The following is a 25,072-nucleotide window of genomic DNA, read 5'->3' on the forward strand; positions in this document are numbered from 1 at the left end:
CGGGTGCGGAGGGCTGTCCAGGTTGTAACGGCCTCGAGTTCGGGGAGGCTACTCGGAGGACGCTGAGCCGGACGTCCCGCCGTCGCTGGATGCGCCACCGGAATCGGAATCCGAATCCGAGTCGCCGCTGTCGTCAGTGTCACCTTCCGACGTGGTGGCGTCGTCTTCTGTGGCCTCCTCGGCAGCTTCGTCGGTGCCGTCCTCGTCCTCGACGACCTCGTCGATACCGTCCTCGTCCTCGACGACCTCGTCGATACCGTCCTCGTCCTCGACGACCTCGCCGATACCGACCTCGTCCTCGACGACATCCTCGGTGCCGTCCGCGGCACCGTCATGGGAATCGACCGGGACCGCGCCGCCGGTGTCTGCGGGGCTCTCAGCTGCCTCGTCGAGACCGGAAGCACCGGATTCCACCTCGCCACCGACCGCCGCCTCAGCCTCAGGCTCGGGCTCGGCGGCCACCGCCGCGGTGGCCAGGGTGCGCAAGGACGCCGCGGTGGGCACGTCGTTGCGCTTGTAGGCCTTGTCGATCTTGGCCTTGAGTTCGGCTTCCTTGGCGGCCAGGAACGGGAACATCTGCACCAATGGCAGTTTCGCGGTGGGAACCAGGTAGTTGGTGGTCGTCCCGCCCTTGGAGTTGACGTCGACGGAGATGTTCTCCTCGGGGACCTTGGACAGGTCGGCGAACATCATCGGCACGTGCACGAAGATCCCGCCGGCGATCGCGTTCATCACCGCCAGCCCGTTCCACCAGCGATCCGGGAAATCGGCCATGCCGTCGTACTCGCCGGTGACGACGATGATGTCGTACTCGGTCTCGGGGGCCGGCTGATAGGTGTAGTCATACCGCGAGTTGTAACGGGCCTTGTCGATCAACTTCTGCCGGCTGGAGTCGGCGACCAACACGAAGGTGATCTGGTTCTTGTCCGGCGCGTTGGCATCGGCGGCGAGCTGCCGAAGCACCTCGTTGACCACCAGCGACCCGGCCGACAGACCGACCACGGTGACCTTCTCGCCGTTGATGTAGTTACCGTTGCCGTCGGTGGCAAGCCGATCCATCGCGGCATCGATCTGCGCATTGAGATTGGTGATGCCGATATTGATCGACGCACCCAACGTCATGTCGTTCTTCCCCGTGTACGGCCCGGCCTGAGCCGGCCAATTCACGCTGACGCGGTCCTGATCCTGCAGCGAGCCGCCCAGCAGCTGCCGGAGGATCAGATCGTGTAGGGACGGCGCATCGATGCCCCCGACGACGAGAGCCGAATTACTGGCGATGGCCGGTGCCGGGCCCGAAAACGCCAGAGCAACCGACGCAAACACGGCGCCACAAGCGACACCTGCTTTTTGAAGCGTCTTTCGCATGAGTTCTCCCCGATTTAGAAGCGATGAAACCACTCGCCGAGATAGGCGCGACATGAGCATATGGCGAGCCTGCAACCACTGCGCAGCAAAATTCAGACATTTCCCATTGACGCCAATTTGGCAAATTAGACATCCATTGCCGAAGGGCGCACTTACTGGAAACTCTACAAAGGTAGAGGTTCGTACGCGGCGGCAGCGGCAATATGCACCGAGCGTGGAGCGGTGGGTCCCCGAAAGGGTTTTGCGTGCGGTTACTCCCCACTCACCGTCACCAGACGCGGAGACACAGTAAAAATGTCAATCATGTAATTCATAAATAGCGCCGAGCGTAAAATAGTTCACCATGATGTTGCCTGCCAGTGTGTAGCTAAAAAAAGATTCTGGTCTGTACCATCGCCTCCAGCACACCTTGAAGTGCGTGGTTAATCTTCGCTCGGTGACATCATGGCCAAGCGCACATGACCGGATCGTGATCAGCAGAAGTAGCCGCCCATAACTGACTCCGCGGTAACTTCGCTCTCTGCACCCGCAAACAGCAATACTTACCGATCAGTCAGCTGGAGTCGCACCGGACGGCCGAGTTCGACGCCGGCAATACCGTGGCGGCGACGGGATCGCCGCCTCAGCCTCTGAAAGCTCGCCGGATACCTGCCGATGGCAAATTCCGGCCCGCTCGCGCGAGGGCTCGCACGGTCCGCCACGCAGTCAAGGCCGCGACGAGGCACCTGTGGACGGCAGGATCTCGGCGCGGCGCCGACGCCGGGTCAGAGCCGTCGCTGCAGCAGCGCGCGCTCCCGGCGCGGACTCAGGGCCACCAGCCGGATGTCCCCGTCGTAGTGGTCCAGCACCCGCGGGTCCATCACCCATCGCCACAGCGGCGGAAAGAGAGCGAGCAGCACCATCGTCGCGTAGCCGGACGGGAGCTGCGGGGCCTCGTCAGCGTGACAGAGCGCCTGGTAGCGCCGATGCGGGTTCGCATGGTGATCCGAGTGACGCTGGAGGTGGAACAGAAAAACGTTGGAGATCACCGAATTGCTGTTCCAGCTGTGGGTCGGTCGGACCTGTTCGTAACTGCCGTCGGCCCGGCGCCGGCGCCGCAGACCGTAGTGCTCGAGGTAGTTGATCGACTCCAACAGGCAGATTCCGACGATGGCCTGGCCGATAAGCCACGGCAGCACCGCGATGCCGAACACCGCGACCAGAGCCGCGAACAGCGCCACGGTCACCGCCCAGGCATTCAGGACGTCGTTGCGCAGGGTCCACGGCGACATGCCGCGGCGGGCCAGCCGCCGGCGCTCCAGCCGCCACGCCGAGCGCAGGCTGCCCAGAATGGACCGCAACTGGAACGCATAGAGGCTCTCGCCGAGACGCGAGCTGGCCGGGTCCAGCGGCGTCGCGACGCGGGCGTGATGGCCGCGGTTGTGCTCGACGAAGAAGTGTCCGTAGCCGGTCTGCGCCAGCGCGATCTTGCTGAGCCGGCGCTCCGACTGCGCCCGCTGGTGACCGAGCTCATGGGCGATGTTGATCGCGACGCCTGCGATGCCCCCGACGGTGAGCATCAGCCCGGCCTTGTCGACCTCGCTCAACACCACGCCGCCACCGCCGGTCCAGAACCAGCAGGCCAGCACCAGCGACACGTATTGAGCGGGCAGATACAGGTAGGTGGCCCACCGATAGAAGCGGTCGTTCTCCAGTCGCGCCAGCGCACTGTCGGGGGGGTTGTCGGCATCGGGGCCGACGAGATAGTCCAGCGCCGGAATGACGAAGAACATCAGCACCGGCCCGGACCACCAGAACACGCCCCAGCCGGTCAGCGCCGCCCCGGCCCACGAGAACGGCACCAGCGTGGGGATCACCAGCCCCAGTAGCCACACGTGGCGTTTGGGGTCACGCCAGTGCTGAGCAACCACCGGCCGGTCACCCTCGCGATCTCTCGCAGGTCGCTGAGTCGGCATCGTTCGAAGTGTCCCCCTCTTAGCCGAACCGTTCACAAATCCTCGCAGCAGCAGGCGACGATTAGGTAACGTGGTCATACCATTGGAGCTCGCCACGAGCAATCGCGGCAGCGAAGCGACTTTGCCCGCGCCGGATGGTACCGGGCAAAACTCCCGTTGCTGGGCGAGCGCCCAGCGCCGCCTGCCTGCCACGTTCCACCTCAGTCGGCGCCGCGCGCGCCCACCCACCAGCAAATGCGACGGACCCACGCCGACGGTGCGGTCAGGACAGTGCCGAGCTGATGGCCGCCGCGAGCTCCGGTGAGGTCGAAGTCTCCAGATTCTGGTACCTGCCGCCGGTGATCTCGGCGACCGACTCCCACGTGGCACGGTCGGAGTCGTCGCCGAAGTCGATGACGTTGACCGCCACCGGACGCTGCGGGTCGAACGCGCCCCTGATGTAGTCCTGCAGTCCGGCCGCTCCGAGCGACTGGTCGGTGTGCGGTCCGGTCGTGATGACCAGCACCGAGTTCTTCTGGCCCTCGCGGAACCTCGTCGAGGCATCGGTGTAGACCAACCGCAGTGTGGTGAACGACACCGAGCCGCCGCCTGAGGGCGTCTGGGAATTCAGCGCCTCGGTGAGAGCGGCCGCCCGCGGCGTGCCGCCGACCGGCTCGGACAGTGGCCCGACGCCGACCTCGGAACGTCCCTGCACACCGTCGAACGTCCACAGCCCCACCCCGGAATCGGCGGGCAACACCTCGATCCGCGCCTTCAGGGCGTCGACCACGTTCTGCAGCCTGGGCGCCCCGCCGTCGTCGGTGGGCATCGACTGGTCCAGCATCACCGTGACGGTCGGGCTCTCCGCCGGAGCCGTCAGCGTCTGGGCGATCGTCGTGCGCAGCGCATCGTCGCCGACCTGCAGGGGCGCCGAGACCGGCGCGAAGTCGATGACGTCACTGGCCGGGGGTTCGGTTCCCTCGACCCGGAAGCCGGCGGTGGCCAGCTCGGCGAGCTGCTCGGGTTTACGCATGAAACGCGCGAACTCACTGGCCGCGGCGACCTGCTCCTGCGACAACCAGTCTCCGGCCAGCAGCACGGTCGGGAAGTCTGCCGTCGCGGTCGGGCCCGGCGGTATCCAGGCGGCCAGCTTGTCCCCGGCGTCGGTGATCGTGGCAGCACGCGCGAACACCCGCTGCTCGGTGGTGACCACCGCGTGCACGGGCGCCGCCGCGGGGTCCGCCGCGTCGACCAGAGCGTCGAGGGCCGTGCCGGCCTCACGGTCGGCCAGTTCGGGCGCCGCCGACATCACGGTGCTCACCGCACCCAGCCCCGCGCTGGCAGGTGCGCCCGCCGGAGCGGCGGCGGCGGCGATCGCCTCGGCGCCGAGGTAGGAGGCGTCGCTGTCATCGCCCAGCGGCATGGCCATCCGAAGGCCGCCCCACCCCTGCAGCCCCAGCTCGTCCAGCGCGGCGCCGTCGGTCTGCAGTCTCGGCAAAGTGCCCCAATTCTGTTCGGCGAGGAACTCTTTCAGTTGGGGCGGGACGGCCAGCACCACGGGGGAGGTGACCAGCGAGCGGCTGTCGCTGACGGTCTCGGCCCCGGTGGCAGCTTCCAGCCGGGCGCCTGCGACCGAGCTGGCCGGGATCCACAACGCGGGTCGCTCACCCAGTTCGGTGGGCCACCGGTCGCTGAACCCGGCGACCACCTGGTCGGAATCGGCCGAGGTCACACCCACTTTCACACACCGGTCCGCGACCGGGGCGGCCGACTCGTTGTACCGGTCGGCGAGCTCGGTGACGGGTCCGGCGATCGCCGGGTCGGCGACCACGGCGACGGCGAGTTCACCCTCCACACAGCGGGCGGCCGCGACGTCGGAGCGGGTGGACAGTGCATCGCCGACGAAACGCCACAGGATCACGACAGCGACGATGACCACCACGGCGACGAGCGCGACGACGACCCCGACGCTCACTCCGCGTCGGCCGGGCGTCACCGCGCGATGGCTGCCGGTCCACTCGCCGCCTTCCCAGTCACCGCTGTGCTGGGGCCCCGAACGGGGCGACGACGCGGCAGCCGGTTCCCCCGGGCCCCCCTCGTAATCCCTTTCAGGCGAGCCGTAATCCCTTGCACCCGAGTCGAACCGGTCACCGAATTCGGAATCGTCGGGTCGCCGGCCACTGGGCTCGTCCGGATCGGGCAGGCTGTGCCTACCCATGGCGCTGTGTCCCGCTCACGCTGGTCACGTCCTTGCTGCTCTCGCTGCCCACCACGCTCGATCGTCCGGCCGGTGCCGCGTCGTGCGCGTCAGCCAAAACCATTGGCCGCCTTGAACTCCCTGCGCCTACGGTGCAGGATCGGCTCGGTGTAGCCGTTGGGCTGTTCGGTGCCGGACAGAATGAGTTCCTGGGCGGCCTGGAACGCGATGCTGCCGTCGGGGTCAGGTGCCATCGGCCGGAAATCGGGGTCGGCGGCATTCTGCTCGTCGACGACGGCCGCCATCCGGCGCAGGCTCGATCTGACGTCCTCTTCGGTGATGACACCGTGGCGCAGCCAGTTGGCCAGCAGCTGGCTGGAGATCCGCAGGGTGGCGCGGTCCTCCATCAGCGCGACGTCATGGATGTCGGGCACCTTCGAGCATCCCACCCCGGCGTCGATCCAGCGCACCACATAGCCCAGGATCGACTGGCAGTTGTTGTCGACCTCCTCGCGGATCTCCTCCGGCGCCCAGGCCAACTCTTGGGCCAGCGGAATGGTGAGCAGTTGGTCGATGGTCGCGCGGCGTCGGCCGCCCAGCTCATTCTGCACCGCGAACACGTCGACCTGGTGGTAGTGCATGGCGTGCAGGGTGGCCGCAGTCGGCGAGGGCACCCAGGCGGTGGTCGCTCCCGCCTTGGGCTGACCGATCTTCTGTTCGACCATGTCGGCCATCAGATCGGTCATCGCCCACATGCCCTTGCCGATCTGGGCCTTGCCGGAGAACCCGGTCTGCAGGCCGATGTCGACGTTCTGGTTCTCGTAGGCGGTGATCCACTCGGTCGACTTCATCGCGCCCTTGCGGATCATCGGGCCCGCTTCCATCGAGGTGTGGATCTCGTCGCCGGTGCGGTCCAGGAACCCGGTGTTGATGAACACGACGCGGTCGGCTGCCGCCTTGATGCAGGCCTTCAGGTTGAGCGTGGTGCGCCGCTCCTCATCCATGATGCCGACCTTGATGGTGTTCTGCGGCAGGCCGAGCACATCCTCCACCCGGCTGAACAGCTCGCAGGTGAACGCGACCTCGTCCGGGCCGTGCATCTTGGGCTTGACGATGTAGATCGAGCCGGTACGGCTGTTGGCGAACGGACCGTTCGCCCCGTCGTTGTCGGCACCGGTGCGCAAACCGTGCATGCCGATGAGGCTGGTGAACAGCGCGTCCTGGATGCCCTCGGGAACCTCGGCGCCGTCGGCCCCGTTGTCGTCGAACACCATCGCGTCGTTGGTCATCAGGTGGCCGACGTTGCGGACGAACAGCAGGCTGCGGCCGGGCAGGGTGAGCTCGGACCCGTCGGGCCGGGTGTAGGTGCGATCGGGGTTGAGCACGCGGGTGAACGTCTTGCCGCCCTTGCTGACCTCTTCGGCGAGATCGCCGCGGTTGAGACCGAGCCAGTTGCGGTAGCCGAGCACCTTGTCTTCGGCATCCACGGCGGCCACGGAGTCCTCGAAGTCCATGATCGTGGTGATCGCGGACTCCAGCACGACGTCGGTGATGCCGGCCTTGTCGGTTGATCCGATCGGGGAGTCGGCGTCGATCAGGATCTCGATGTGCAGGCCGTTGTTGACCAGCAGCACGGCTGTCGGCGTGCCGGCCTCGCCCAGATAGCCGGCGAATTGCTCCGGGGTGCCGAGCCCGACCGATCCGCCGTCGTCGAGGCGGGCGGCCAGCGCACCGTCGTCCTGAACGGTCAGGCCGGTGATGTCGGACCACGACCCCGACGCCAGCGGGACCGCTCCGTCGAGGAAGTGGCGGGCGTAGGCGATCACCTTGTCGCCGCGCACCTTGTTGTACGACGTTCCCGCGTGCGCGCCGCCGTCTTCGGAGATGACGTCGGTGCCGTAGAGCGCGTCGTAGAGCGACCCCCAGCGGGCGTTGGCCGCGTTGAGCGCGAAGCGCGCGTTGAGGACGGGCACCACAAGCTGGGGGCCCGCGGTGGTGGTGATCTCATCGTCGACGCCGGCGGTGGTGATCGTGAAATCGGCCGGTTCGGGGGCCAGGTAGCCGATGTCGGCGAGGAACTGCCGGTATTCGTCGGGCTCGAACCCGCCGATCACCCGCGCCCGGTGCCACCGGTCGATCTGCGCCTGCAGGTCGTCGCGGCGGGCGAGCAGCTCCTGGTTCTGCGGGGTCAGGTCGGCGACGACCTTGTCGACTCCGGACCAGAAGGTGTCGGGGTCGATGCCGGTTCCCGGCAGCGCCTCGTTGTTGACGAAGTCATACAGCACGGGGGCGACGCGCAGGCTGCCCACCGTCACGCGATCGGTCATGATTTCTCCCTCGCTCGACGCGGACCTGCGTCACGCCGTTTGTACCGCCTTGCACTTCCGTCGGACCAGCTTACCCACCGGTAACAGGGCTATTCTCCGGTGGCGGTGTCCTGCAGTGCGCGGCAGCGATCGAGCAGCCGCGACCGTAGTGGTGTCGCACGGGTGCTGATCTGCTCCTGTGCGCGCGCGTATTCACCTCTGCCACTGGGTGTTTCGATCGCGATGGGCTCGAATCCGAAGGGGCGCAGGTCGTAGGGACTGGCCTTCATGTCCAGCACCCGGGCGGCCACGGCGAGCTCCAGGCAGTCCAGGACCAGCCCAGACTCGATCAGCGGCCCCAATTTGAGCGCCCACTTGTAGAGGTCCATGCCGGCGTGCACGCACCCCGGTTGCTCGGTGGCGATCTGCGAAGCACGGGTGAGGCGTTCGGCGTTGCGATCGGCGGCCGGCTCGGTGAAGAACCGGAACGCGTCGAAATGGGTGCACCGCAACGGCATCGACTCGACCACCGCATCGGTGCCCTCAGGGCCCAGGCGCAACGGGACATCGCTGTGGCGCACCCGTGGCGTCCGGTACACCATCGCCCACTCGTGCAGCCCGAAGCAGTTGTACCGGGCCGGCCGCGACCCGGTGACCCGCAGCAGGTCGGCGATGAACGTCACAGTGTCGCGGCGGGCGCGCAGATAGCCGGGGTCGACGGTCACCCCGCGGTGGTCTCGGACGTATCCTGCCCGCCCGAGATAGCTGTCGGCCGCCGCGCCCTCCAGCACCACCCCGTAACCGGGGTGCCACCGGCGAATCAGGCCGGGCCGCACGCTGTAGTAGGTGAACAGGAAGTCATAGACCGGATGCTTGGCGCCGCTCCGGCGTCGCCGCAGGTGCGGAGCCAACAACTCGTCGGCGCGACGGCGGTGGCAGGCCGCCCGCTCGCGCCAGTCGGCTGCGCGCAGTCGGGTCTCAGATCCGGTGCGTGCTGTCACGGACGGTTCCCACCAGATCCTCGACCAGGTCTTCCAGCGCCACCATCGCGGTGGCCGTCCCATCGGCGGCGGTGACCAGCGCCAGGTGGCTGTTGGTGCGGCGCAGCCGGGTCAGCGCGTCGGGCAGGGGCAGCGATGCGGGAACCCGCGGCAGCGGTCGCACCATCGACGGCTCCACCAGTGCGGCGCCGTCCGTGTCACCGTCGGCCATGATCAGCGGCAGCACATCCTTGATGTGCAGGTAGCCGATGTAGGCGCCGGCGCGGTCGGCCACCGGGAAGCGTGAGTACCCGGTCTCCTTCAGCGCGTCCTCGAGCGCGGCGACGGCCGGCCCGGCACCCTCCCGGGCCACCGGCACAGCGCGGATCTGATGCAGCGGCATCGCGACGTCGTCGACCACCCGGTTACGGATCTGCAGGGCGCGGGTGAGCCGGGTGTGCTCCTCGGGATCGAGCAGCCCCTCCGACAACGACTCGGCGATCATCTCCGACAGTTCGACGGTCGATACCGTCACTTCCAGTTCGTCCTTGGGCTCGACGCCGAAAAGACGGAGGGTCGCGTTGGCGCACCAGTTGTAGAACGCGATGAACGGGCGGGCCCCCCTGATGTACACCAGATAGACCGGGATGAGCAGCATCGCGGTCGATTCCGGCCCGGCGATCGCGATGTTCTTGGGCACCATCTCGCCGAGCAGCACGTGCAGCGTGACCACGATGGTCAGCGCCACCAGGAACGACACGGTGTGCAGCAGCGGGTCGGGAATGCCGACGAGCGCGAACGGCGTCTCCAGCAGATGCGCCACCGCGGGTTCGGCGGCCCGGCCCAGCAGGATCGAGCACACCGTGATGCCGAGTTGGGATCCGGCCAGCATCAGCGACAGGCGCTCGCTGGCCCTGATCACGGTGACCGCGCTGGACTTGCCCTGTTCGGCCAGTGCTTCCAGCCGGTCGCGGCGCGCCGAGATCAGGGCGAACTCCGACGCGACGAAGAACGCGTTGGCCGCCAGCAGGAAGAAGGTCAGCAGGACACCGAAAATGTCACCCATCCGCGTCCCCCATGCGACCCAGCTCGGTGATGCGCACCTGGTCGATCCGGCGTCCGTCCATCTTCACCACCGTGGCCAGCCAGCGCACCGGATCCTCGACCGGACCGTCGGGATCGAAGGCGGTCAGTTCCACCGACTCGCCCTCCTCGGGAATGTGGCCCAGCTTCTCGAGCACCAACCCGCCGATGGTCTCGTAGTCACCTTCGGGAGCCCGGAACTCGGTGCCCTCGGCGACCTCGTCGATGCGCAGCAGACCCGAGACCAGCCAACCCCGCCCCGCCTGAACCACGTCGGGCGGTTCGACGTCGTGCTCGTCGCGCACGTCGCCGACGATCTCCTCGATCAGATCCTCGACCGTCACCATGCCCGCGGTGCCGCCGTACTCGTCGACCACCAGCGCGGTCTGCAGTCCGTTGGCCCGCACCTCGGTCATCACCGAATCACCGTCGAGCGTGGACGGGACCTTGGTGACCGGCAGCGCCAGCACTGCGAGCCTGGTGCCGGCGCGTTCCTCGGCCGGCACCGCGAACACCTGTTTGACGTGCACCATTCCGATGGTCTCGTCCAGATCGCCGCGGATCACCGGGAATCGGGAGTGCCCGGTGCGGACGGCCGCCTCGCTGAGGTCGAGGACGGTGTCCTCGGCCTCGAGGGTGTCGATCTTGGACCGCGGCGTCATCAGCTCCTCTGCCGAGCGGTCGCCGAACTGCAGGGAGCGGTCCACCAGCACCGCGGTGACCGGGTCCAGCGATCCGCTCTCGGCCGACGAACGCACCAGCGACACCAGCTCCTGGGGCGAACGCGCCGAGCGCAGTTCCTCGGCCGGCTCGATACCGAGCCGGCGCAGGATCCAGTTGGCGGTGTTGTTGGTCAGCCGGATCAGTGGTCTGAACAGGAACGAGAACATCAGCTGCAGCGGCGCCGACCAGCGCGCGGTCGGAACCGGACGGGCCACCGCGAGGTTCTTGGGCACCAGTTCGCCGAACACCATCGAGATGGACGTGGCGATCAGGATGGCCAGCGCCAGGGCCAGACCACTGACCAGGCGATCCGGGATCCCGATCGTGGCCAGTCCGGGCTGGATGAGCCGGGCCACCACCGGTTCGGCCAGGAAGCCGGTGGCCAACGTGGTGATGGAGATACCGACCTGGGCTCCGGACAGCTGCGTGGAGAGGGTCCGGTGGGCGCGCTGCACCAGCTGGTCGCGGCGATCCCCGGAACGCACGTTGGCGTCGACGGTGCTGCGCTCCAGTGCGGTCAACGAGAACTCCGCCGCGACGAACACCGCGGTACCGACGGTGAGCAGCGCGAACGCCAGAAGAGCCAGGAGTGTCATCGGGACGCTCATCGGCGCGCTCCGCGACTCAGATAGCCGGGTCGAACGCCCGGCCACCTAGAGGAGGGTTCCGCCTCGCCGGGGTCGAGGTCGGACGCCTCGGCGGATATGGCCGGCTCGGATGGACCTCCATCCAGTGCCTGCGGCACCTGGTCCCTTTCGTCTCGGGGGGCGGCGCAACAGTTCTCCGGTCGGGTCGTAGTGCTCCGGTCGACAACGGCTGCGCGAAATCGGCTGATCGTCAACACATGCTAGCGGAATCGCGGCGGACCCCCACCCCCGGTTTAGTTAGTCACACTAAGTTCACAGGAATGGTACTTTCGACGCAAATCCAAGGAAAGGCGAACCTAATGTCGATCTCGATCACCCGGGTCGCGGGCGCCCTCGCGACGGTGGCCGCCATGCTGGCCTTCACCGCGTGCGGATCCGGCACGCCGACCGACGACGAGGACAAGATCGTCGTCTACTCGGGCCGAAGCGAAGAACTCGTCGCGCCGCTGATCGAGCAGTTCACCACCGACACCGGCATCGCGGTGGAGACCCGGTACGCCGGCTCCGGCGAGCTGGCCGCCCAGTTGCTGACCGAGGGCGACAGATCCCCGGCCGACGTGTTCCTGTCCCAGGACGCCGGAGCGCTGGGCGCGGTCTCCAAGGCCGGCCTGTTCGCACCGATCAACCCGGAGACCCTCGACGCGGTGCCGTCCCAGTACTCTGCCGCGGACGGCACCTGGGTGGGCGTGTCCGGACGGGCCCGGGTGATCGTCTACAACCCGACGCTGGCCCCCAACCCGCCGGACACCATCGACGGTCTGCTGGCGCCGGAGTGGCGCGGCAAAATCGGGTTCGCGCCCAGCAACGCGTCCTGGCAGGCCTTCGTCACCGGCCTTCGGGTGGTGCGTGGCGAGGACGGCGCCGAACAGTGGCTGCGCGCCTTCAAAGCACAGGATCCGCAGGCGTTCGAGAACAACGTCGCGGTCCGCGACGCCGTCGACTCCGGCCAGGTGGAGTTGGGTCTGGTCAACCACTACTACCTCTACGAGCTGATCAACTCCAAGGGCGCCGGTGAAGTGGTCGCCGAGAACCAGTTCATGGCCCCCGGGGATCCGGGTGGTCTGGTCAACGTCGCCGGCGTGGGTGTGCTGAAGGCCGCGCCCAATCCCGAAGGCGCCCAAGCTTTCGCGGCCTACCTGGTGGGCGAGTCCGCGCAGCAGTACTTCGCGTCCGAGACGGCGGAGTACCCGTTGGTGGCCTCGGTGGCGCCGTCGGCCGAGATGCCGCCACTGACCGATCTGCAGCCACCGGCAGTCGACCTCTCGCAGCTCGACGACATCGAGGCCACCCAGGAGTTGCTGGTCAAGACCGGCCTCCTGACGAACTGACAGGTGGCGTTGACGGGCCCGGCCCGGTTGACCCGCAGGCGGCCGCCGGCGCTGCTGGTGCTACCCGCCGCGCTGGTTGCCGCAGGCACCCTGGTGCCGCTGGTCTATCTGGTCGAGCGGGCGATGGAGCGCGGCTGGCCGTTCGTCGTCGACGAGCTCTTCCAGCCCCGCACCGCGGCCCTGATCGCACGGTCGTTGTCGCTGGTGGGCGTGGTGACCGCCGCCTGCGTCGTCCTCGGCGTCGGCCTCGCGGTCCTGGTCACCCGCACCGACCTGAGGGGCAGGCGGGCGGTCGCGGTGGCGCTGACACTGCCGCTGGCGATGCCCAGCTACCTGCTCGCCTTCCTGTGGGTGTCGGCCTTTCCGGCGATCAGCGGGTTCTGGGGCGCCGCGCTGGTGCTCACCCTGGTCAGCTACCCGCTGGTGCTGTTGACCACCATGGCGGCGCTGGCCCGGGTCGATCCCGCCCAGGAAGAGGTGGCCCGTTCGCTGGGACTCGGCGGGGTCGCGGTCCTGTTCCGGGTGACCTTGCGCCAGGCCCGCGCCGCAATCGCCGCGGGCGCGCTGCTGGTCGCGCTCTACGTGCTCGGCGACTTCGGCGCGGTCGCGGCGATGCGGTTCGAGGCGTTCACCTGGGTGATCTACGGCGCCTACCGGTCCGGATTCAACCCGTCCCGGGCCGCGGTGCTCTCGTTGGTGTTGATGGCCTTCGCGGTTGCGCTGGTTCTGGCCGAGCACCGGGCCCGCGGGCTGGCGGCCGCCTCCCGCCTCGGCGGCGGCGCACCGCGCCCGGCGCCGCTCAGCAGGCTGGGGGCCTGGGGCCCGGTGGCGCTGCTGGTCCCTGCCGCGGTGCTCGGCGCCGCATTGGCGGTCCCCGCGGTCGAACTGTCGGACTGGTTACTCTCCGCGGGACCCCGATGGGACGTGGGCCGGTGGCTCGACGCACTGGGGTCGACGATCTGGCTGTCGGCGGTGGCCGCCGTGGTGGCCACCGCGGCAGCGCTGCCGCTGGGAGTGCTCGCCGCCCGCCACCGCGACCCGGCGACGCGCACGCTGGAAGGTGCCAGTTATGTGGCCCACGGGCTTCCGGCCATCGTCATCGCCATCTCGATGGTCTCCCTCGGGGTGTTGCTGCTGCGCCCGATCTACCAGCGCGAGCCACTGTTGATCCTCGCCTATACGGTGCTGTTCGTGCCCATGGCCATCGGGTCGATCCGCGCCGCGGTGGAGTCGGCCCCCATCCGATTGGAGGAGGTGGCCCGCTCACTGGGGCGCGGCCCGGTGCGGGCATTCGGCGTGGTGACGGCGCGCGTCGCGTTCCCGGGAATCGCCGCCGGCGCCGCGCTGGTTCTGCTGACCTGCATGAAGGAGTTGCCCGTGACGCTGTTGCTGCACCCCACCGGCACCGACACGCTGGCCACCCGGCTGTGGAGTCACACCTCGGTCAGCGATTACGCGGCCGCGGCTCCCTACGCCGCGGCGCTGCTGCTGTTCGCCGCGGTTCCCACCGCGGTGCTCGGGCTGTGGGGCGCCGAGGACCTGGGGGTGCGCAGTGACTGAGACCGTCGCGGCAGCCGTCAGTGCGCGCGGCATCCACAAGGCGTTCGGCGCCCGCAGCGTGTTGTCCGGGGTCGATCTGGAGATGGCCGCGGGCACCATCACCGCCGTCCTGGGTCCGTCCGGATGCGGCAAGACCACATTGCTGCGCATCCTGGCCGGATTCGAGGATCCCGATGCCGGCACGGTGAGCATCGCGGGGGAGACGGTCGCGGGCCAGGGCCGGGCCGTGCCGGTGCACCGTCGCCGCGTCGGTCTGATGCCGCAGGAGGGAGCGCTGTTCCCGTACCTGAGCGTGGGGGAGAACATCGCCTTCGGGCTGGGTCGGGCCGCCCGCGGCCGCATCTCGGACGAGGTCGCCCACTGGCTCGGCGTCGTCGGCCTCGACGGGCTGGCCGACGCCCGCCCGCACGAGATCTCCGGCGGCCAGCAACAGCGGGTCGCGCTGGCCCGGGCGCTGGCCGCCCGGCCCCGGGTGCTGCTGCTCGACGAACCGTTCGCGGCGCTGGACGCCGGGCTGCGGGTCCGGGTGCGCGAGGACATCGCGACCATCCTGCGCGACACCGGCACCACGGCGCTGCTGGTCACCCATGACCAGGCCGAAGCGCTTTCGCTGGCCGATTCGGTCGCGCTGCTGATCGACGGCGTCGTCGCCCAGCACGGCGCGCCCGCCGAACTCTACGAGCGACCTCGAACGCTGGATATCGCGCGGTTCATCGGCAGCACCGTCGAGATCGCCGGAACGGTGGACACCGGGATCGTGCACACCGTGCTCGGACCGCTGCGGCCCCGCGGACCCGTCCGTGACGGTGCGGTCGTCGTGGTGCTGCGTCCCGAACAGCTGCGGTTCGGCGCCAGTCCTTCCGGTGCCGCAGCGCAGGTGACGTCTCGCCGGTTCTACGGGGCCGACACCGTCGTCCACGTCGAGCTCACCGACGGCACCAAGTTGCAGCTGCGCACGCCCCTGCCCACCGGGCTCGACGCGGGGTCCGCGGTGGCCGTGGAGGTCGCCGGTGAGGTCCTGGCATACCCGGCAGCGCAAACCCCGGCACCTGAGTCCGAGCCCGCGGCAAGCAGACCGCGGTCACCAACCGGTGGGCAGCGGGTGGCCCTCGGCGAATCCGGCGGCTGACTGCACCCCGAGTACGACCTTCTCGTGCAGTTCGGTCAGCGTGCCCGCACCGACATAGGTGCAGGTGCTGCGCACGCCCGAGGTGATGTGGTCGATGAGGTCCTCGACACCGCCGCGTACCGGATCCAGGTTCATCCGCGAGGACGAGATGCCCTCCTCGAACAGCGCCTTGCGCGCCCGATCGAAGGCGCCGTCACCGGCGGTGCGGGCCGCTACGGCACGCTTGGAGGCCATACCGTAGCTCTCCTTGTACGGCTGGCCGTCCCGATCGACCATCAGATCACCCGGCGATTCGTAGGTACCGGCGAACCACGACCCGATCATCACGTTGGACGCCCCCGCGGCGATCGCCAGCGCGACGTCACGCGGGTGTCGCACCCCGCCGTCGGCCCACACATGACCTCCGAGTTCTCTTGCCGCCGAGGCGCATTCGACCACCGCCGAGAACTGGGGACGCCCGACGCCGGTCATCATCCTGGTGGTGCACATTGCCCCGGGTCCGACACCGACCTTGACGATCGAGGCGCCCGCGTTGATCAGGTCGCGGGTGCCTGCGGCCGAGACCACGTTGCCCGCCGCCAACGGCAGCCCCAGGTCGAGCGCCGCGACCGTCTCCACCGCATCGAGCATCTTGTGCTGGTGGCCGTGCGCGGTGTCGATGACCAGCAGATCCACGCCGGCCTCGGCGAGTTCGCGGGCCTTCGCTGCGACGTCGCCGTTGATCCCGACCGCAGCGGCGATTCGCAAGCGGCCTCGGGTATCGACGGCCGGGGTGTAGATGCCGGCCCGGACGGCGCCGGTGCGTGTCAGCACGCCGGCCAACGAGCCGTCGGCCTGGGTCATCACCGCGACATCGACGAGCGCATGCTCGAGCAGGTCGAACACCTTGCGCGGATCGGTGCCCACCGGAGCGCTGACGAAATCGGTGATGGCGACGTCACGCACCCGGGTGAAGCGGTCCACCCCCAGGCACAACGCCTCGGTGAGCAGACCGATCGGCCGGTGCACCGCGCCGGAACCACTGTCGCTGTCCTCGACGATCACCGCGGCGCCGTGCGCACGCTTGTGGATCAGCGCGCTGGCATCGGACACCGAGTCATCAGGTGACAGCGTCACCGGCGTGTCGACCACGGTGTCGCGGCTCTTCACGAAGTCCACGGTGTGCGTCACCGCTGTGGCGGGAAGATCCTGCGGCAACACCACCATGCCGCCGCGGCGGGCGACCGTCTCGGCCATCCGGCGACCGGCCACCGCGGTCATATTGGCGACCACCACCGGGATCGTGGTGCCTGAGCCGTCGACCGTCGCGAGGTTCACGTCGAAACGCGACAGCACCTCGGAACGGCCTGGGACGATGAACACATCGTTGTAGGTCAGGTCGAACGGCGGCCGGTGGCCATCGAGAAACTCCACGGGCCCGAGTCTAGAGGGGCGAGATCAGACCTCGACCTCGCTGCGGTCGCCGCTCCACAACGTGTGGAACCGCTTCTGCGGATCGGTGTCGATGCGCCCGTAGGTGTGCGCGCCGAAGAAGTCGCGCAGCCCCTGGGTGAGCGCTGCGGGCAACCGCTCGGTGCGCAGACCGTCGTAGTAGGACAGTGCCGACGAGAAGCCCGGAATCGGGATCCCCAGTTCGGTGGCCTTGACCACCACCCGGCGCCAGCTGTCGATCGCGGCCTCGATGGCGTCGCGGAAGTACGGGTCGACGATCAGCGTCGGCAGGTGGGGATCGTTGTCGAAGGCTTCGGTGATCCGGTTGAGGAACTTGGCCCGGATGATGCAGCCGCCGCGCCAGATCCTGGCCATGTCACCGGGTTTGATGTCCCAGTCGTACTCGTCGGAACCGGCCTGGATCTGGTTGAAGCCCTGCGCATAGGCGATGATCTTGGAGGCGTACAGCGCCTGACGGATATCCTCGACGAACTGTGCTGCGGCTGCACCGTCGGCGGGCACGCGCTCGCCGAGCTCTCCGGAGGCCAGACCGGTGGTCGCCTTGCGCTGGGCGACCGATCCGGACAGCGCGCGCGCGAACACCGCCTCGGCGATACCGGTGACCGGGACCCCCAGGTCGAGCGCGGCCTTGACCGTCCAGCGGCCGGTGCCCTTCTGCTCGGCCTCATCGAGGATGAGGTCGACGAGCGGCTTGCCCGTCTTGGCGTCGGTCTGGCGCAGCACCTGAGCGGTGATCTCGACCAGGAAGCTGTCCAGATCGCCGGCGTTCCACTCGTCGAAGACGTCGGCGATCTCCGGGGCGGTTTTTCCCAGTCCGTCGCGCAGCAGCTGATAGGCCTCACCGATGAGCTGCATATCGGAGTACTCGATGCCGTTGTGCACCATCTTCACGAAATGCCCTGCGCCGTCGGGACCGATGTGGGTGCAGCACGGCACCCCGTCGACATGCGCGGAGATCTCCTCGAGCAGCGGTCCGAGCGAGGCGTAGGACTCTGCGGGCCCGCCCGGCATGATCGACGGCCCGTTCAGCGCACCTTCCTCACCGCCGGAGATGCCTGCGCCGACGAAGTGCAGGCCGCGTGCGCGGATCGCCTTCTCCCGCCGGATGGTGTCGGTGTAGAGCGCGTTGCCGCCGTCGATGATGATGTCGCCTTCCTCCATGGCGTCGGCGAGCTCGTTGATGACGGCGTCGGTCGACTCGCCCGCTTTCACCATGATCAGCACCCGGCGCGGCTTCTCCAGCGCGTCGAGGAACTCGGCGATGGTCTCGCTACGGACGAATTTCCCGTCGGAGCCGTGCTCGGCCAACAGCGCATCGGTCTTGGCGACCGACCGATTGTGCAGTGCCACGGTGTAGCCGTGCCGCGCGAAGTTGCGCGCGATGTTCGACCCCATGACGGCAAGCCCGGTGACGCCGATCTGGGCTGTGCCCGTGACGGACTGCGACGAACTCATAGACGGAGACCTTTCGTTCTGTGGATGGGCAGCACTGGGACGATGGGCAGCCCTGTGACGGTGGGCAGCCCCTGTGGAGACCGGCAGCGTTGGGTGGATCGGGACAGCACACCTGCGGCCCGGCGGGTCACGCGAAGAACAGCCGTTGGAGCTCTGTCAGCCACGGTACGGCCAGCGCGATGGTGGGTACGACCAGCACGGCGACCGCGGCCGCGTACGCCCCGGCGGCCAGCACCCAGCTGTTGGGCTCGCCGGCGAGGCGGCGCACCCGCACCACGGTCGTCGGTCCGCCCGCGGCCAGCGCCCCGCGGGGCGTCCGTCCGGAGGCACAGGCGACCAGCGCCCGCGCCAGCGGTGTCGGACCTTCGGCGCGCACGGCGGCATCGTCGGCGAGAAGTTCGATCAACAGCCGCACGGCGTTGAGTGCATGCGCGCTGCGCACCAAGCGTGGAAACGCCGCATGCACCGCGGTGAACATCTCCAGCACCAAGTCGTGGCGGGCCCGCAGATGGGCGCGCTCATGCTCGAGGATGGCCGCCATCTCGTTGTCCGACAGCGCCTGCACGGCGCCCTCGCTGACCACGACGCGGCTGCGGACCCCGGGCAGGCAGTACGCCAGCGGTTCGGCGACGTCGAGGATGCGTAAGCCGTTACCGGCACGGGGCCGGGACTCGTGTGCGCCGACGAGGTCCACGACCATGCGGTGGTGCGCCCGGCGCCGGCGGGTGGCGATGGCGACCTGCAGCACGGACACCATCAGCCGGGCGCCGATCATCAAGGTGAGGATGAACACCACCACGTAGGCGGTCCACAGCGGCCAGCCCAGGACGTCGATCTCACTGACGATGGTGGCGGTGGGGCGACCGTCTGGACCTGGCACGAAAAGCCGGCTGGCGATGGCGATGCCCGCCGAGAACGCCGACAGCACCGCCGCCAGGGCGATGGACTGCCAGAGCACGATGGCGGCCCGCGGTGCCCGCAGCGGCCAGGACGCCCGCGCCAGCATGGCAGGCACCGGCCCCGACAGCAGCAGGGCGACGATGGTGAAGGCCAGCGCGGACACGCTGTAAGTGTCTCTCAGCCGGTACCCGGATCGCCACCCGGCCTACCGGTGCGATGTTTGTCCTCCAGCTCGGCCAGCGCGCGGCGCAGCGCAGCAGCCTCGTCGGCGCCGACACGTTCGACGAAATGCACGAGGGCGGCCTCGCGGCTGCCCGAATCGGCGGCCTGATCGAGCGCGTCCACCATCAGCCCGGCAACCAGTTCGTCGCGGCCGTGGGTCGGCGCGTAGCGGTGCGCCCGGTCGTCGCGGTGCTGCACCACCAGGTTCTTCTTCGCCAGCCGCTGCAGCACGGTCATGATCGTCGTATAGGCGAGGTCGCGCCGGGCCGCCAGGGCCTCGTGCACCTGGCGCACGGTCTGCGGCTCACCTGCGGACCACAGATGGTCCATCACGGAACGTTCGAGTTCCCCGAGGCGAGTCAGCTTGGCCATCTTCCGTTCATCTCCTACCGGCAGTATCCAAAGCCTACTACGTCATTACTACCGCGTGTCGTATCACGTCCGCACGCCGAGCGGCCGTCGCGGTCGACGGCCTCGCGGAGGGCAACGTCGCCACCGCTACCGACGCATCCGCCATGCCTTGTGAGTCCAGTCACAGGAATTCGCACCTCCGGGGGTCAGGACTATAGTAAGGCTAACCTAACTCACGGTTGACCTGACCCACGGACGGAGGTGTGATGACGGTTCTCATCGAGGATCCGTTGATCGCGAGCATGGCGCCCAGTCGCGCACTGCCGATACACGAATCGAGTCGCCGGCTGCGCGAGTTGTACCGGGAGTGCCCGCGGGTCTACGGAGTTGCCGTGATGGGCGATCTGTCCCGACGACGGTGGTGGCCGCTGGCAGATGTCCTGACCACCGATCGGCTGCACGCCATGTACGAGGCCGGCATCTGCGAGACGGAGAGCCGGACCGCGGTCGCCCAGCAGATGGCCGCCACCTTCGCCCACGTCGTCGTCGGCCGGGTGATTCCGCTGCTGGCCGTCGAGGGTCGCGCCTGGGACACCGGCCTGGAGAACCTGTGGGTGCATGTCGACTCCGAGGGCGCCATCGACTGGGTCGGGGTGGTCGACCCCACGGTGCGCGCGCTGCCGGACGACCCGTTCTTCACCCGGCGTCGGCGGTCGCCCCGGTCGGCGCACGACGGCATCGTCGCGCTGCCCAGCGAGGCCGCCCTGACCACCTGGGTGGCTCACCGCAGCCACCGCGCACTGGGGCCGATCTTCGATCAACTCACCACGGTCAGCGGTGGAGCGTTGCCGGTCTCGGCGATGTGGCACATCGTCGGCGCGACAGTGGTGAGCGCCGCGACCCAGGTCCCGCTGCTCGCGGGCAGCAGCGAGGTCGTCAGCATGCGCCGCGGACAGGCGGTCCTGGACGCGCTGGTCGGTTTCGGCCTCCCGGTGCGCGGCACCTCCAGGGCGGGTACGACGAAGGCCTTGCTTAATTAGGGCAGCCTTGCCTATCCTGATCGTCATCGGAGTTGATTTCCGGATTCGGAGACCAACGGACCGCGCCGGAGTCCTGAGGGCTGCAGAGACCCCCGGTCCGACCGAAGGAAGGGCCCCACACCACGGTGTGGGGCCCTTCCGCTCTCCCGGCCGACCCCGGATCCGCGGCGGCGACGGCCAGGTGTAGACACGATCCGTGACGACTCAAGTCCCAGAGGGCCTCGGCAACGGATTCGACGGGGAACTCGGCCTGACGTATCTGGAGATGACACCCGACGGCGGGCGCGCCCGGCTGGAGATCACCGACAAGCTGTTGCAGCCCTGGGGCATCGTGCACGGCGGGGTGTACTGCGCGGTCATCGAGAGCCTGGCCAGTGTGTCCGGCCACGTCTGGCTCGCCGAACACGGCGGCGGCACCGTCGTGGGCGTCAACAACAACACCGACTTCCTGCGGGCGATCACGTCCGGCACGGTGACCGCGACCTCGACGCCGATCCACCGCGGCCGACGCCAGCAGCTGTGGCTGATCATCCTCACCGACGACACCGACCGGGTCGTCGCACGCGGCCAGGTGCGGTTGCAGAACATCACCGACCAGTAGCGAAGTCCGCTCCTCGGGCGAGCATCCACGGGCCGTGGCAGGATCGCCCACTATGCGTTTGACGCCGCATGAACAGGAACGGCTGTTGTTGTCCTATGCCGCCGAGCTCGCCCGCCGCCGGCGGGCCCGGGGATTGAAGCTGAACCATCCCGAAGCCGTCGCGGTGATCAGCGACCACATCCTGGAGGGTGCTCGCGACGGGCGCACGGTGGCCGAATTGATGGTGAGTGGGCGAGCCGTGCTCAGCCGCGACGACGTGATGGACGGCATCCCCGAGATGCTGGCCGACGTTCAGGTGGAAGCGACCTTCCCCGACGGCACCAAGCTCGTCACCGTGCATCAGCCGATCTCATGAGCAGAGCCGATCGCATGAGCAGAGGAGTGCAGCAGTGATTCCTGGCGAGATCCACTTCGGCGACGGCGACATCGAGCTCAACCCGGGCGCCGCGCGGCTGGAACTGACGATCGTCAACACCGGCGACCGGCCGGTCCAGGTCGGCAGCCACGTACACGTGCCCCAGGCGAACAGCGCGCTGGACTTCGACCGCGCCGCCGCGCACGGACACCGGTTCGACATCCCCGCAGGCACCGCGATCCGCTTCGAACCCGGTGTGACCCAACAGGTCCGACTCGTCCCACTGGCCGGCAGCCGGGAAGTGCACGGCCTCAGCCTCGATCCGCCGGGAAGATTGGACCATCACGCATGACCGCGCTGTCCCGCTCGCGCTATGCGGCACTGTTCGGCCCGACCGCGGGTGACCGCATCCGGCTGGCCGACACCGACCTGTTCGTCGAGATCACCGAAGACCGCAGCGGGGGGCCCGGCCGGGCCGGCGACGAGGCGGTGTTCGGCGGCGGTAAGGTGCTCCGCGAATCGATGGGCCAGGCCCGCGCCACCCGCGCCGACGGTGCACCCGACACCGTGATCACCGGGGCGGTGATTCTGGACTACTGGGGAATCATCAAGGCCGACATCGGGATCCGCGACGGTCGCATCGCCGCGATCGGCAAGGCAGGCAACCCCGACATCATGTCGGGGATACATCCCGACCTGGTGGTCGGCCCCTCTACCGAGATCATCGCCGGCAACGGGCGCATCGTCACCGCGGGTGCGATCGACTGCCACGTCCACCTGATCTGCCCGCAGATCATGGACGAAGCGCTCGGCGGTGGCATCACGACGATCGTCGCCGGCGGCACCGGACCCGCCGAGGGCAGCAAGGCCACCACCGTCACCCCGGGCGCCTGGCATCTGGCGCGGATGCTGGAAGCCCTCGACAGCTGGCCGCTGAACATCGCGCTGCTCGGCAAGGGGAACACCGTGAGCGCCGAATCGCTGTGGGAGCAATTGCGCGGCGGCGCTGCGGGTTTCAAACTGCACGAGGACTGGGGGACCACGCCCGCGGCGATCGACGCCTGCCTGAGCGTCTGCGAGGCCGCCGGGGTGCAGGCCAACATCCACACCGACACCCTCAACGAGGCGGGGTTCGTCGAGGACACGCTGGCCGCGGTCAAGGGCCGCTCCATCCACGCCTATCACACCGAGGGAGCCGGCGGCGGGCACGCACCCGACATCATCACGGTCGCAGCACATCCCAACGTGCTGCCCAGTTCCACCAATCCGACCCGGCCGCACACCGTCAACACCCTCGACGAGCATCTCGACATGCTGATGGTGTGCCACCATCTCAACCCCGGTGTTCCCGAGGACCTCGCGTTCGCAGAAAGCCGCATCCGGCCGTCCACCATCGCCGCCGAGGACCTGTTGCACGACATCGGGGCGATCTCGATGATCGGCAGCGACGCGCAGGCGATGGGCCGCATCGGCGAGGTGGTGATGCGAACCTGGCAGACCGCGCACGTGATGAAACGTCGCCGCGGATTCCTGCCCGGCGACAGCCGGGCCGACAACGCCAGGGCGCAGCGGTACGTCGCGAAGTACACCATCTGCCCCGCCGTGGCGCACGGACTCGACCACGAGATCGGCTCGGTGGAAGTGGGTAAGCTCGCCGATCTGGTGTTGTGGGAGCCGGCGTTCTTCGGGGTGCGCCCGCACGCGGTGGTCAAGGGCGGGATGATCGCGTGGGCGGCCATGGGCGACGCCAACGCCTCGATACCGACACCGCAGCCGGTGCTGCCGCGCCCGATGTTCGGCGCGGCCCCGGCCGCCGCCGCGGCGACATCGGTGCATTTCGTCGCGCCCCAGGCGATCGAGGACGGTCTGGCCGACCGTATCGCGGTGCACCGCAGGTTGGTCCCGGTGGGCAACGTCCGCGGTGTGGGTAAGGCACAGATGCCGCTCAACGACGCCACCCCGCAGATCGAGGTGGATCCCGATACCTTCACCGTGCGCATCGACGGCGAGGTCTGGCAGGAACAGCCCGCCGCCGAACTGCCGATGGCCCAGCGCTACTTCCTGTTCTGATGACCAGCCTCGCCACCCTGCTGGCCCTGTCCGACTCCCGTCTCCCGACCGGGGGACATGTGCATTCCGGTGGTGCCGAAGAGGCGGTGACCAGCGGGCTGGTCGTCGACCTGGACACGCTGCGGGCGTACCTGTGCCGGCGTATCCGCACCACCGGCCTGGTCTCCGCGTCGCTGGCCGCCGCCGTGCACCGGGGCGTGTTGTCGGCGACCGCGGGGTCCTCCGGCGACGCCGAAACCGACGCGCGCACGCCCTCACCGGCTGCCCGGCAGGCTTCCCGCGCCCAGGGCCGCGGTGTGATCCGGCTGGCCCGCCGGGTCTGGCCGAGCCTGGACTGGGAATCGCTCGGATCCACCCCGCATCTGGCCGTGGCCGCCGGTGCGGTGGGGCGGGCGGCAGAGCTGGCGCCGGAGCACACCGCGTTGTCGCTGGTGTACACCACGATGACCGGATCGGCCACCGCCGCCCAGCGACTGCTGGCCCTCGATCCCGGCGACGTCGCGGCGCTCACCTTCGCGCTGTCGCCGCTGTGCGAACAGACGTCTGCCGAAGCCGCCAAAGACCTCGCCGACCTGTCCGACCCGCTGCTCGATGTCCTCGCCCAGCGCCACCTCGACCGCGAACGCCCCCTTTTCGCCTCCTAGACAGGACTTTCCGATGCCACCGCATTTCCTCGACGGTCAGCCGCATGCACACACCGACCGTCCCCGCCGGATGCGGCAGCCGGGGGAGCCGTTGCGGATCGGCGTGGGCGGTCCGGTCGGCTCCGGCAAAACCGCGCTGGTGGCCGCATTGTGCCGGCGGCTTCGCGACGAGCTGTCGTTGGCGGTACTGACCAACGACATCTACACCACCGAAGACGCCGACTTCCTGCGCCGTCACGCGGTACTGCCGGACGACCGCATCGCCGCCGTGCAGACCGGGGGGTGCCCGCACACCGCGATCCGTGACGACATCACCGCCAATCTCGATGCGATCGACGATCTGATCGCGGCCCATTCGGGTCCCGGGCCGGGGCTGGACCTGATTCTGGTCGAATCCGGCGGCGACAATCTGACCGCGACGTTCTCGTCGGGACTGGTGGACGTGCAGATCTTCGTCATCGACGTCGCAGGCGGGGACAAGGTGCCGCGCAAGGGCGGCCCCGGTGTCACGTTCTCGGATCTGTTGGTGATCAACAAGACCGATCTCGCGCCGATGGTCGGTGCCGACCTGGAGGTGATGCGCCGCGATGCGGCCGCGGTGCGCGGGGACCGCCCGTTCGAACTGATCTCGCTGACCGTCGACCCGGCCGCCACGCCGGTGCTCACCTGGGTGCGGGAGCAACTCAGCGTGGCGCAGGCGGTGTGAGCGGGCCGATGGTCGGGGCCCGGT

21 protein-coding genes are annotated in these 25,072 nt (G+C 68.8%); 10 read left to right on the plus strand and 11 right to left on the minus strand.

What is annotated here, in order from left to right:
* Nucleotides 1–48: 48 nt before the first annotated feature.
* From ACNUDN_RS14560 to ACNUDN_RS14590, 7 genes are all read right to left on the minus strand, one after another.
* Entirely contained in the window at nt 49–1,323 is a 1,275-nt protein-coding gene (locus tag ACNUDN_RS14560) for a PE-PPE domain-containing protein (protein WP_419122592.1), read from the minus strand.
* 806 nt (nt 1,324–2,129) lie between these two features.
* The gene (locus ACNUDN_RS14565; RefSeq protein ID WP_419122593.1) at nt 2,130–3,320 is read right to left on the minus strand and encodes an alkane 1-monooxygenase; all 1,191 of its coding nucleotides are present in this window, start codon (nt 3,318–3,320) and stop codon (nt 2,130–2,132) included.
* 262 nt (nt 3,321–3,582) lie between these two features.
* A complete protein-coding gene (locus ACNUDN_RS14570; RefSeq protein ID WP_419122594.1) occupies nt 3,583–5,517 on the minus strand; it encodes a hypothetical protein in 1,935 nt (644 codons plus the stop codon).
* Between the two features lie 89 nt (nt 5,518–5,606).
* On the minus strand, nt 5,607–7,823 hold the full coding sequence (locus tag ACNUDN_RS14575) for a malate synthase G (RefSeq protein ID WP_419122595.1): 2,217 nt from the start codon (nt 7,821–7,823) through the stop codon (nt 5,607–5,609).
* Nucleotides 7,824–7,912: 89 nt separating this feature from the next.
* Nucleotides 7,913–8,803, minus strand: a complete 891-nt coding sequence (locus tag ACNUDN_RS14580; protein WP_419122596.1) for a 3-methyladenine DNA glycosylase — start codon at nt 8,801–8,803, stop codon at nt 7,913–7,915.
* Nucleotides 8,781–9,848, minus strand: a complete 1,068-nt coding sequence (locus ACNUDN_RS14585) for a hemolysin family protein (protein WP_419122597.1) — start codon at nt 9,846–9,848, stop codon at nt 8,781–8,783. The genes ACNUDN_RS14580 and ACNUDN_RS14585 overlap by 23 nt, the downstream gene beginning before the upstream one ends.
* Entirely contained in the window at nt 9,841–11,196 is a 1,356-nt protein-coding gene (locus ACNUDN_RS14590) for a hemolysin family protein (protein WP_419122598.1), read from the minus strand. The genes ACNUDN_RS14585 and ACNUDN_RS14590 overlap by 8 nt, the downstream gene beginning before the upstream one ends.
* Before the next feature lie 338 nt (nt 11,197–11,534).
* Between ACNUDN_RS14590 and ACNUDN_RS14595 the strand changes: the two genes are divergently transcribed.
* Genes ACNUDN_RS14595 through ACNUDN_RS14605 form a run of 3 tightly spaced genes read left to right on the plus strand, consistent with a single transcriptional unit; the run spans nt 11,535 to nt 15,252 of the window.
* Complete coding sequence (locus tag ACNUDN_RS14595; RefSeq protein ID WP_419122599.1) at nt 11,535–12,563, plus strand: iron ABC transporter substrate-binding protein; 1,029 nt, start codon at nt 11,535–11,537, stop codon at nt 12,561–12,563.
* 3 nt (nt 12,564–12,566) lie between these two features.
* A complete protein-coding gene (locus ACNUDN_RS14600; RefSeq protein ID WP_419122600.1) occupies nt 12,567–14,123 on the plus strand; it encodes an ABC transporter permease in 1,557 nt (518 codons plus the stop codon).
* On the plus strand, nt 14,116–15,252 hold the full coding sequence (locus tag ACNUDN_RS14605) for an ABC transporter ATP-binding protein (RefSeq protein WP_419122601.1): 1,137 nt from the start codon (nt 14,116–14,118) through the stop codon (nt 15,250–15,252). Before ACNUDN_RS14600 ends, ACNUDN_RS14605 begins: the two co-directional genes overlap by 8 nt.
* Here ACNUDN_RS14605 and ACNUDN_RS14610 read toward each other — a convergent pair.
* The 4 genes from ACNUDN_RS14610 to ACNUDN_RS14625 form a co-directional block, all read right to left on the minus strand.
* On the minus strand, nt 15,205–16,665 hold the full coding sequence (locus ACNUDN_RS14610) for a GuaB1 family IMP dehydrogenase-related protein (protein WP_419122602.1): 1,461 nt from the start codon (nt 16,663–16,665) through the stop codon (nt 15,205–15,207). The two genes, ACNUDN_RS14605 and ACNUDN_RS14610, sit on opposite strands and share 48 nt — an antisense overlap.
* A 24-nt stretch (nt 16,666–16,689) precedes the next feature.
* Nucleotides 16,690–18,159 (minus strand): NADP-dependent phosphogluconate dehydrogenase, encoded by a 1,470-nt coding sequence (gene gnd, locus ACNUDN_RS14615; RefSeq protein ID WP_419122603.1) that lies wholly within the window; start codon nt 18,157–18,159, stop codon nt 16,690–16,692.
* A gap of 127 nt (nt 18,160–18,286) precedes the next feature.
* Nucleotides 18,287–19,222: a M56 family metallopeptidase gene (locus ACNUDN_RS14620; protein WP_419122604.1), complete on the minus strand. Its 936-nt coding sequence runs from the start codon at nt 19,220–19,222 to the stop codon at nt 18,287–18,289.
* Between the two features lie 14 nt (nt 19,223–19,236).
* Nucleotides 19,237–19,653: a BlaI/MecI/CopY family transcriptional regulator gene (locus tag ACNUDN_RS14625; protein WP_419122605.1), complete on the minus strand. Its 417-nt coding sequence runs from the start codon at nt 19,651–19,653 to the stop codon at nt 19,237–19,239.
* Between the two features lie 245 nt (nt 19,654–19,898).
* Here ACNUDN_RS14625 and ACNUDN_RS14630 point away from each other — a divergent pair, with 245 nt between their 5' ends.
* The 7 genes from ACNUDN_RS14630 to ureG all read left to right on the plus strand — a co-directional run bounded on the left by ACNUDN_RS14630 (nt 19,899) and on the right by ureG (nt 25,048).
* The gene (locus ACNUDN_RS14630) at nt 19,899–20,672 is read left to right on the plus strand and encodes an iron reductase (protein ID WP_419122606.1); all 774 of its coding nucleotides are present in this window, start codon (nt 19,899–19,901) and stop codon (nt 20,670–20,672) included.
* 196 nt (nt 20,673–20,868) lie between these two features.
* Nucleotides 20,869–21,273 carry a PaaI family thioesterase gene (locus ACNUDN_RS14635; RefSeq protein ID WP_419122607.1) on the plus strand — a complete coding sequence of 135 codons (405 nt, stop codon included), beginning with the start codon at nt 20,869–20,871 and terminating at the stop codon, nt 21,271–21,273.
* A gap of 52 nt (nt 21,274–21,325) precedes the next feature.
* Entirely contained in the window at nt 21,326–21,628 is a 303-nt protein-coding gene (locus tag ACNUDN_RS14640; RefSeq protein ID WP_419122608.1) for an urease subunit gamma, read from the plus strand.
* A 34-nt stretch (nt 21,629–21,662) separates the two neighbouring features.
* Complete coding sequence (locus ACNUDN_RS14645) at nt 21,663–21,980, plus strand: urease subunit beta (RefSeq protein ID WP_419122609.1); 318 nt, start codon at nt 21,663–21,665, stop codon at nt 21,978–21,980.
* Entirely contained in the window at nt 21,977–23,698 is a 1,722-nt protein-coding gene (locus ACNUDN_RS14650) for an urease subunit alpha (RefSeq protein ID WP_431960100.1), read from the plus strand. Before ACNUDN_RS14645 ends, ACNUDN_RS14650 begins: the two co-directional genes overlap by 4 nt.
* Entirely contained in the window at nt 23,698–24,342 is a 645-nt protein-coding gene (locus ACNUDN_RS14655) for an urease accessory protein UreF (RefSeq protein ID WP_419122610.1), read from the plus strand. Before ACNUDN_RS14650 ends, ACNUDN_RS14655 begins: the two co-directional genes overlap by 1 nt.
* Before the next feature lie 13 nt (nt 24,343–24,355).
* On the plus strand, nt 24,356–25,048 hold the full coding sequence (gene ureG, locus ACNUDN_RS14660) for an urease accessory protein UreG (protein ID WP_419122611.1): 693 nt from the start codon (nt 24,356–24,358) through the stop codon (nt 25,046–25,048).
* Nucleotides 25,049–25,072: the final 24 nt, after the last annotated feature.

This window comes from Mycobacterium sp. smrl_JER01 (genome assembly GCF_048513595.2).
In the GTDB taxonomy this organism is placed as follows: domain Bacteria; phylum Actinomycetota; class Actinomycetes; order Mycobacteriales; family Mycobacteriaceae; genus Mycobacterium.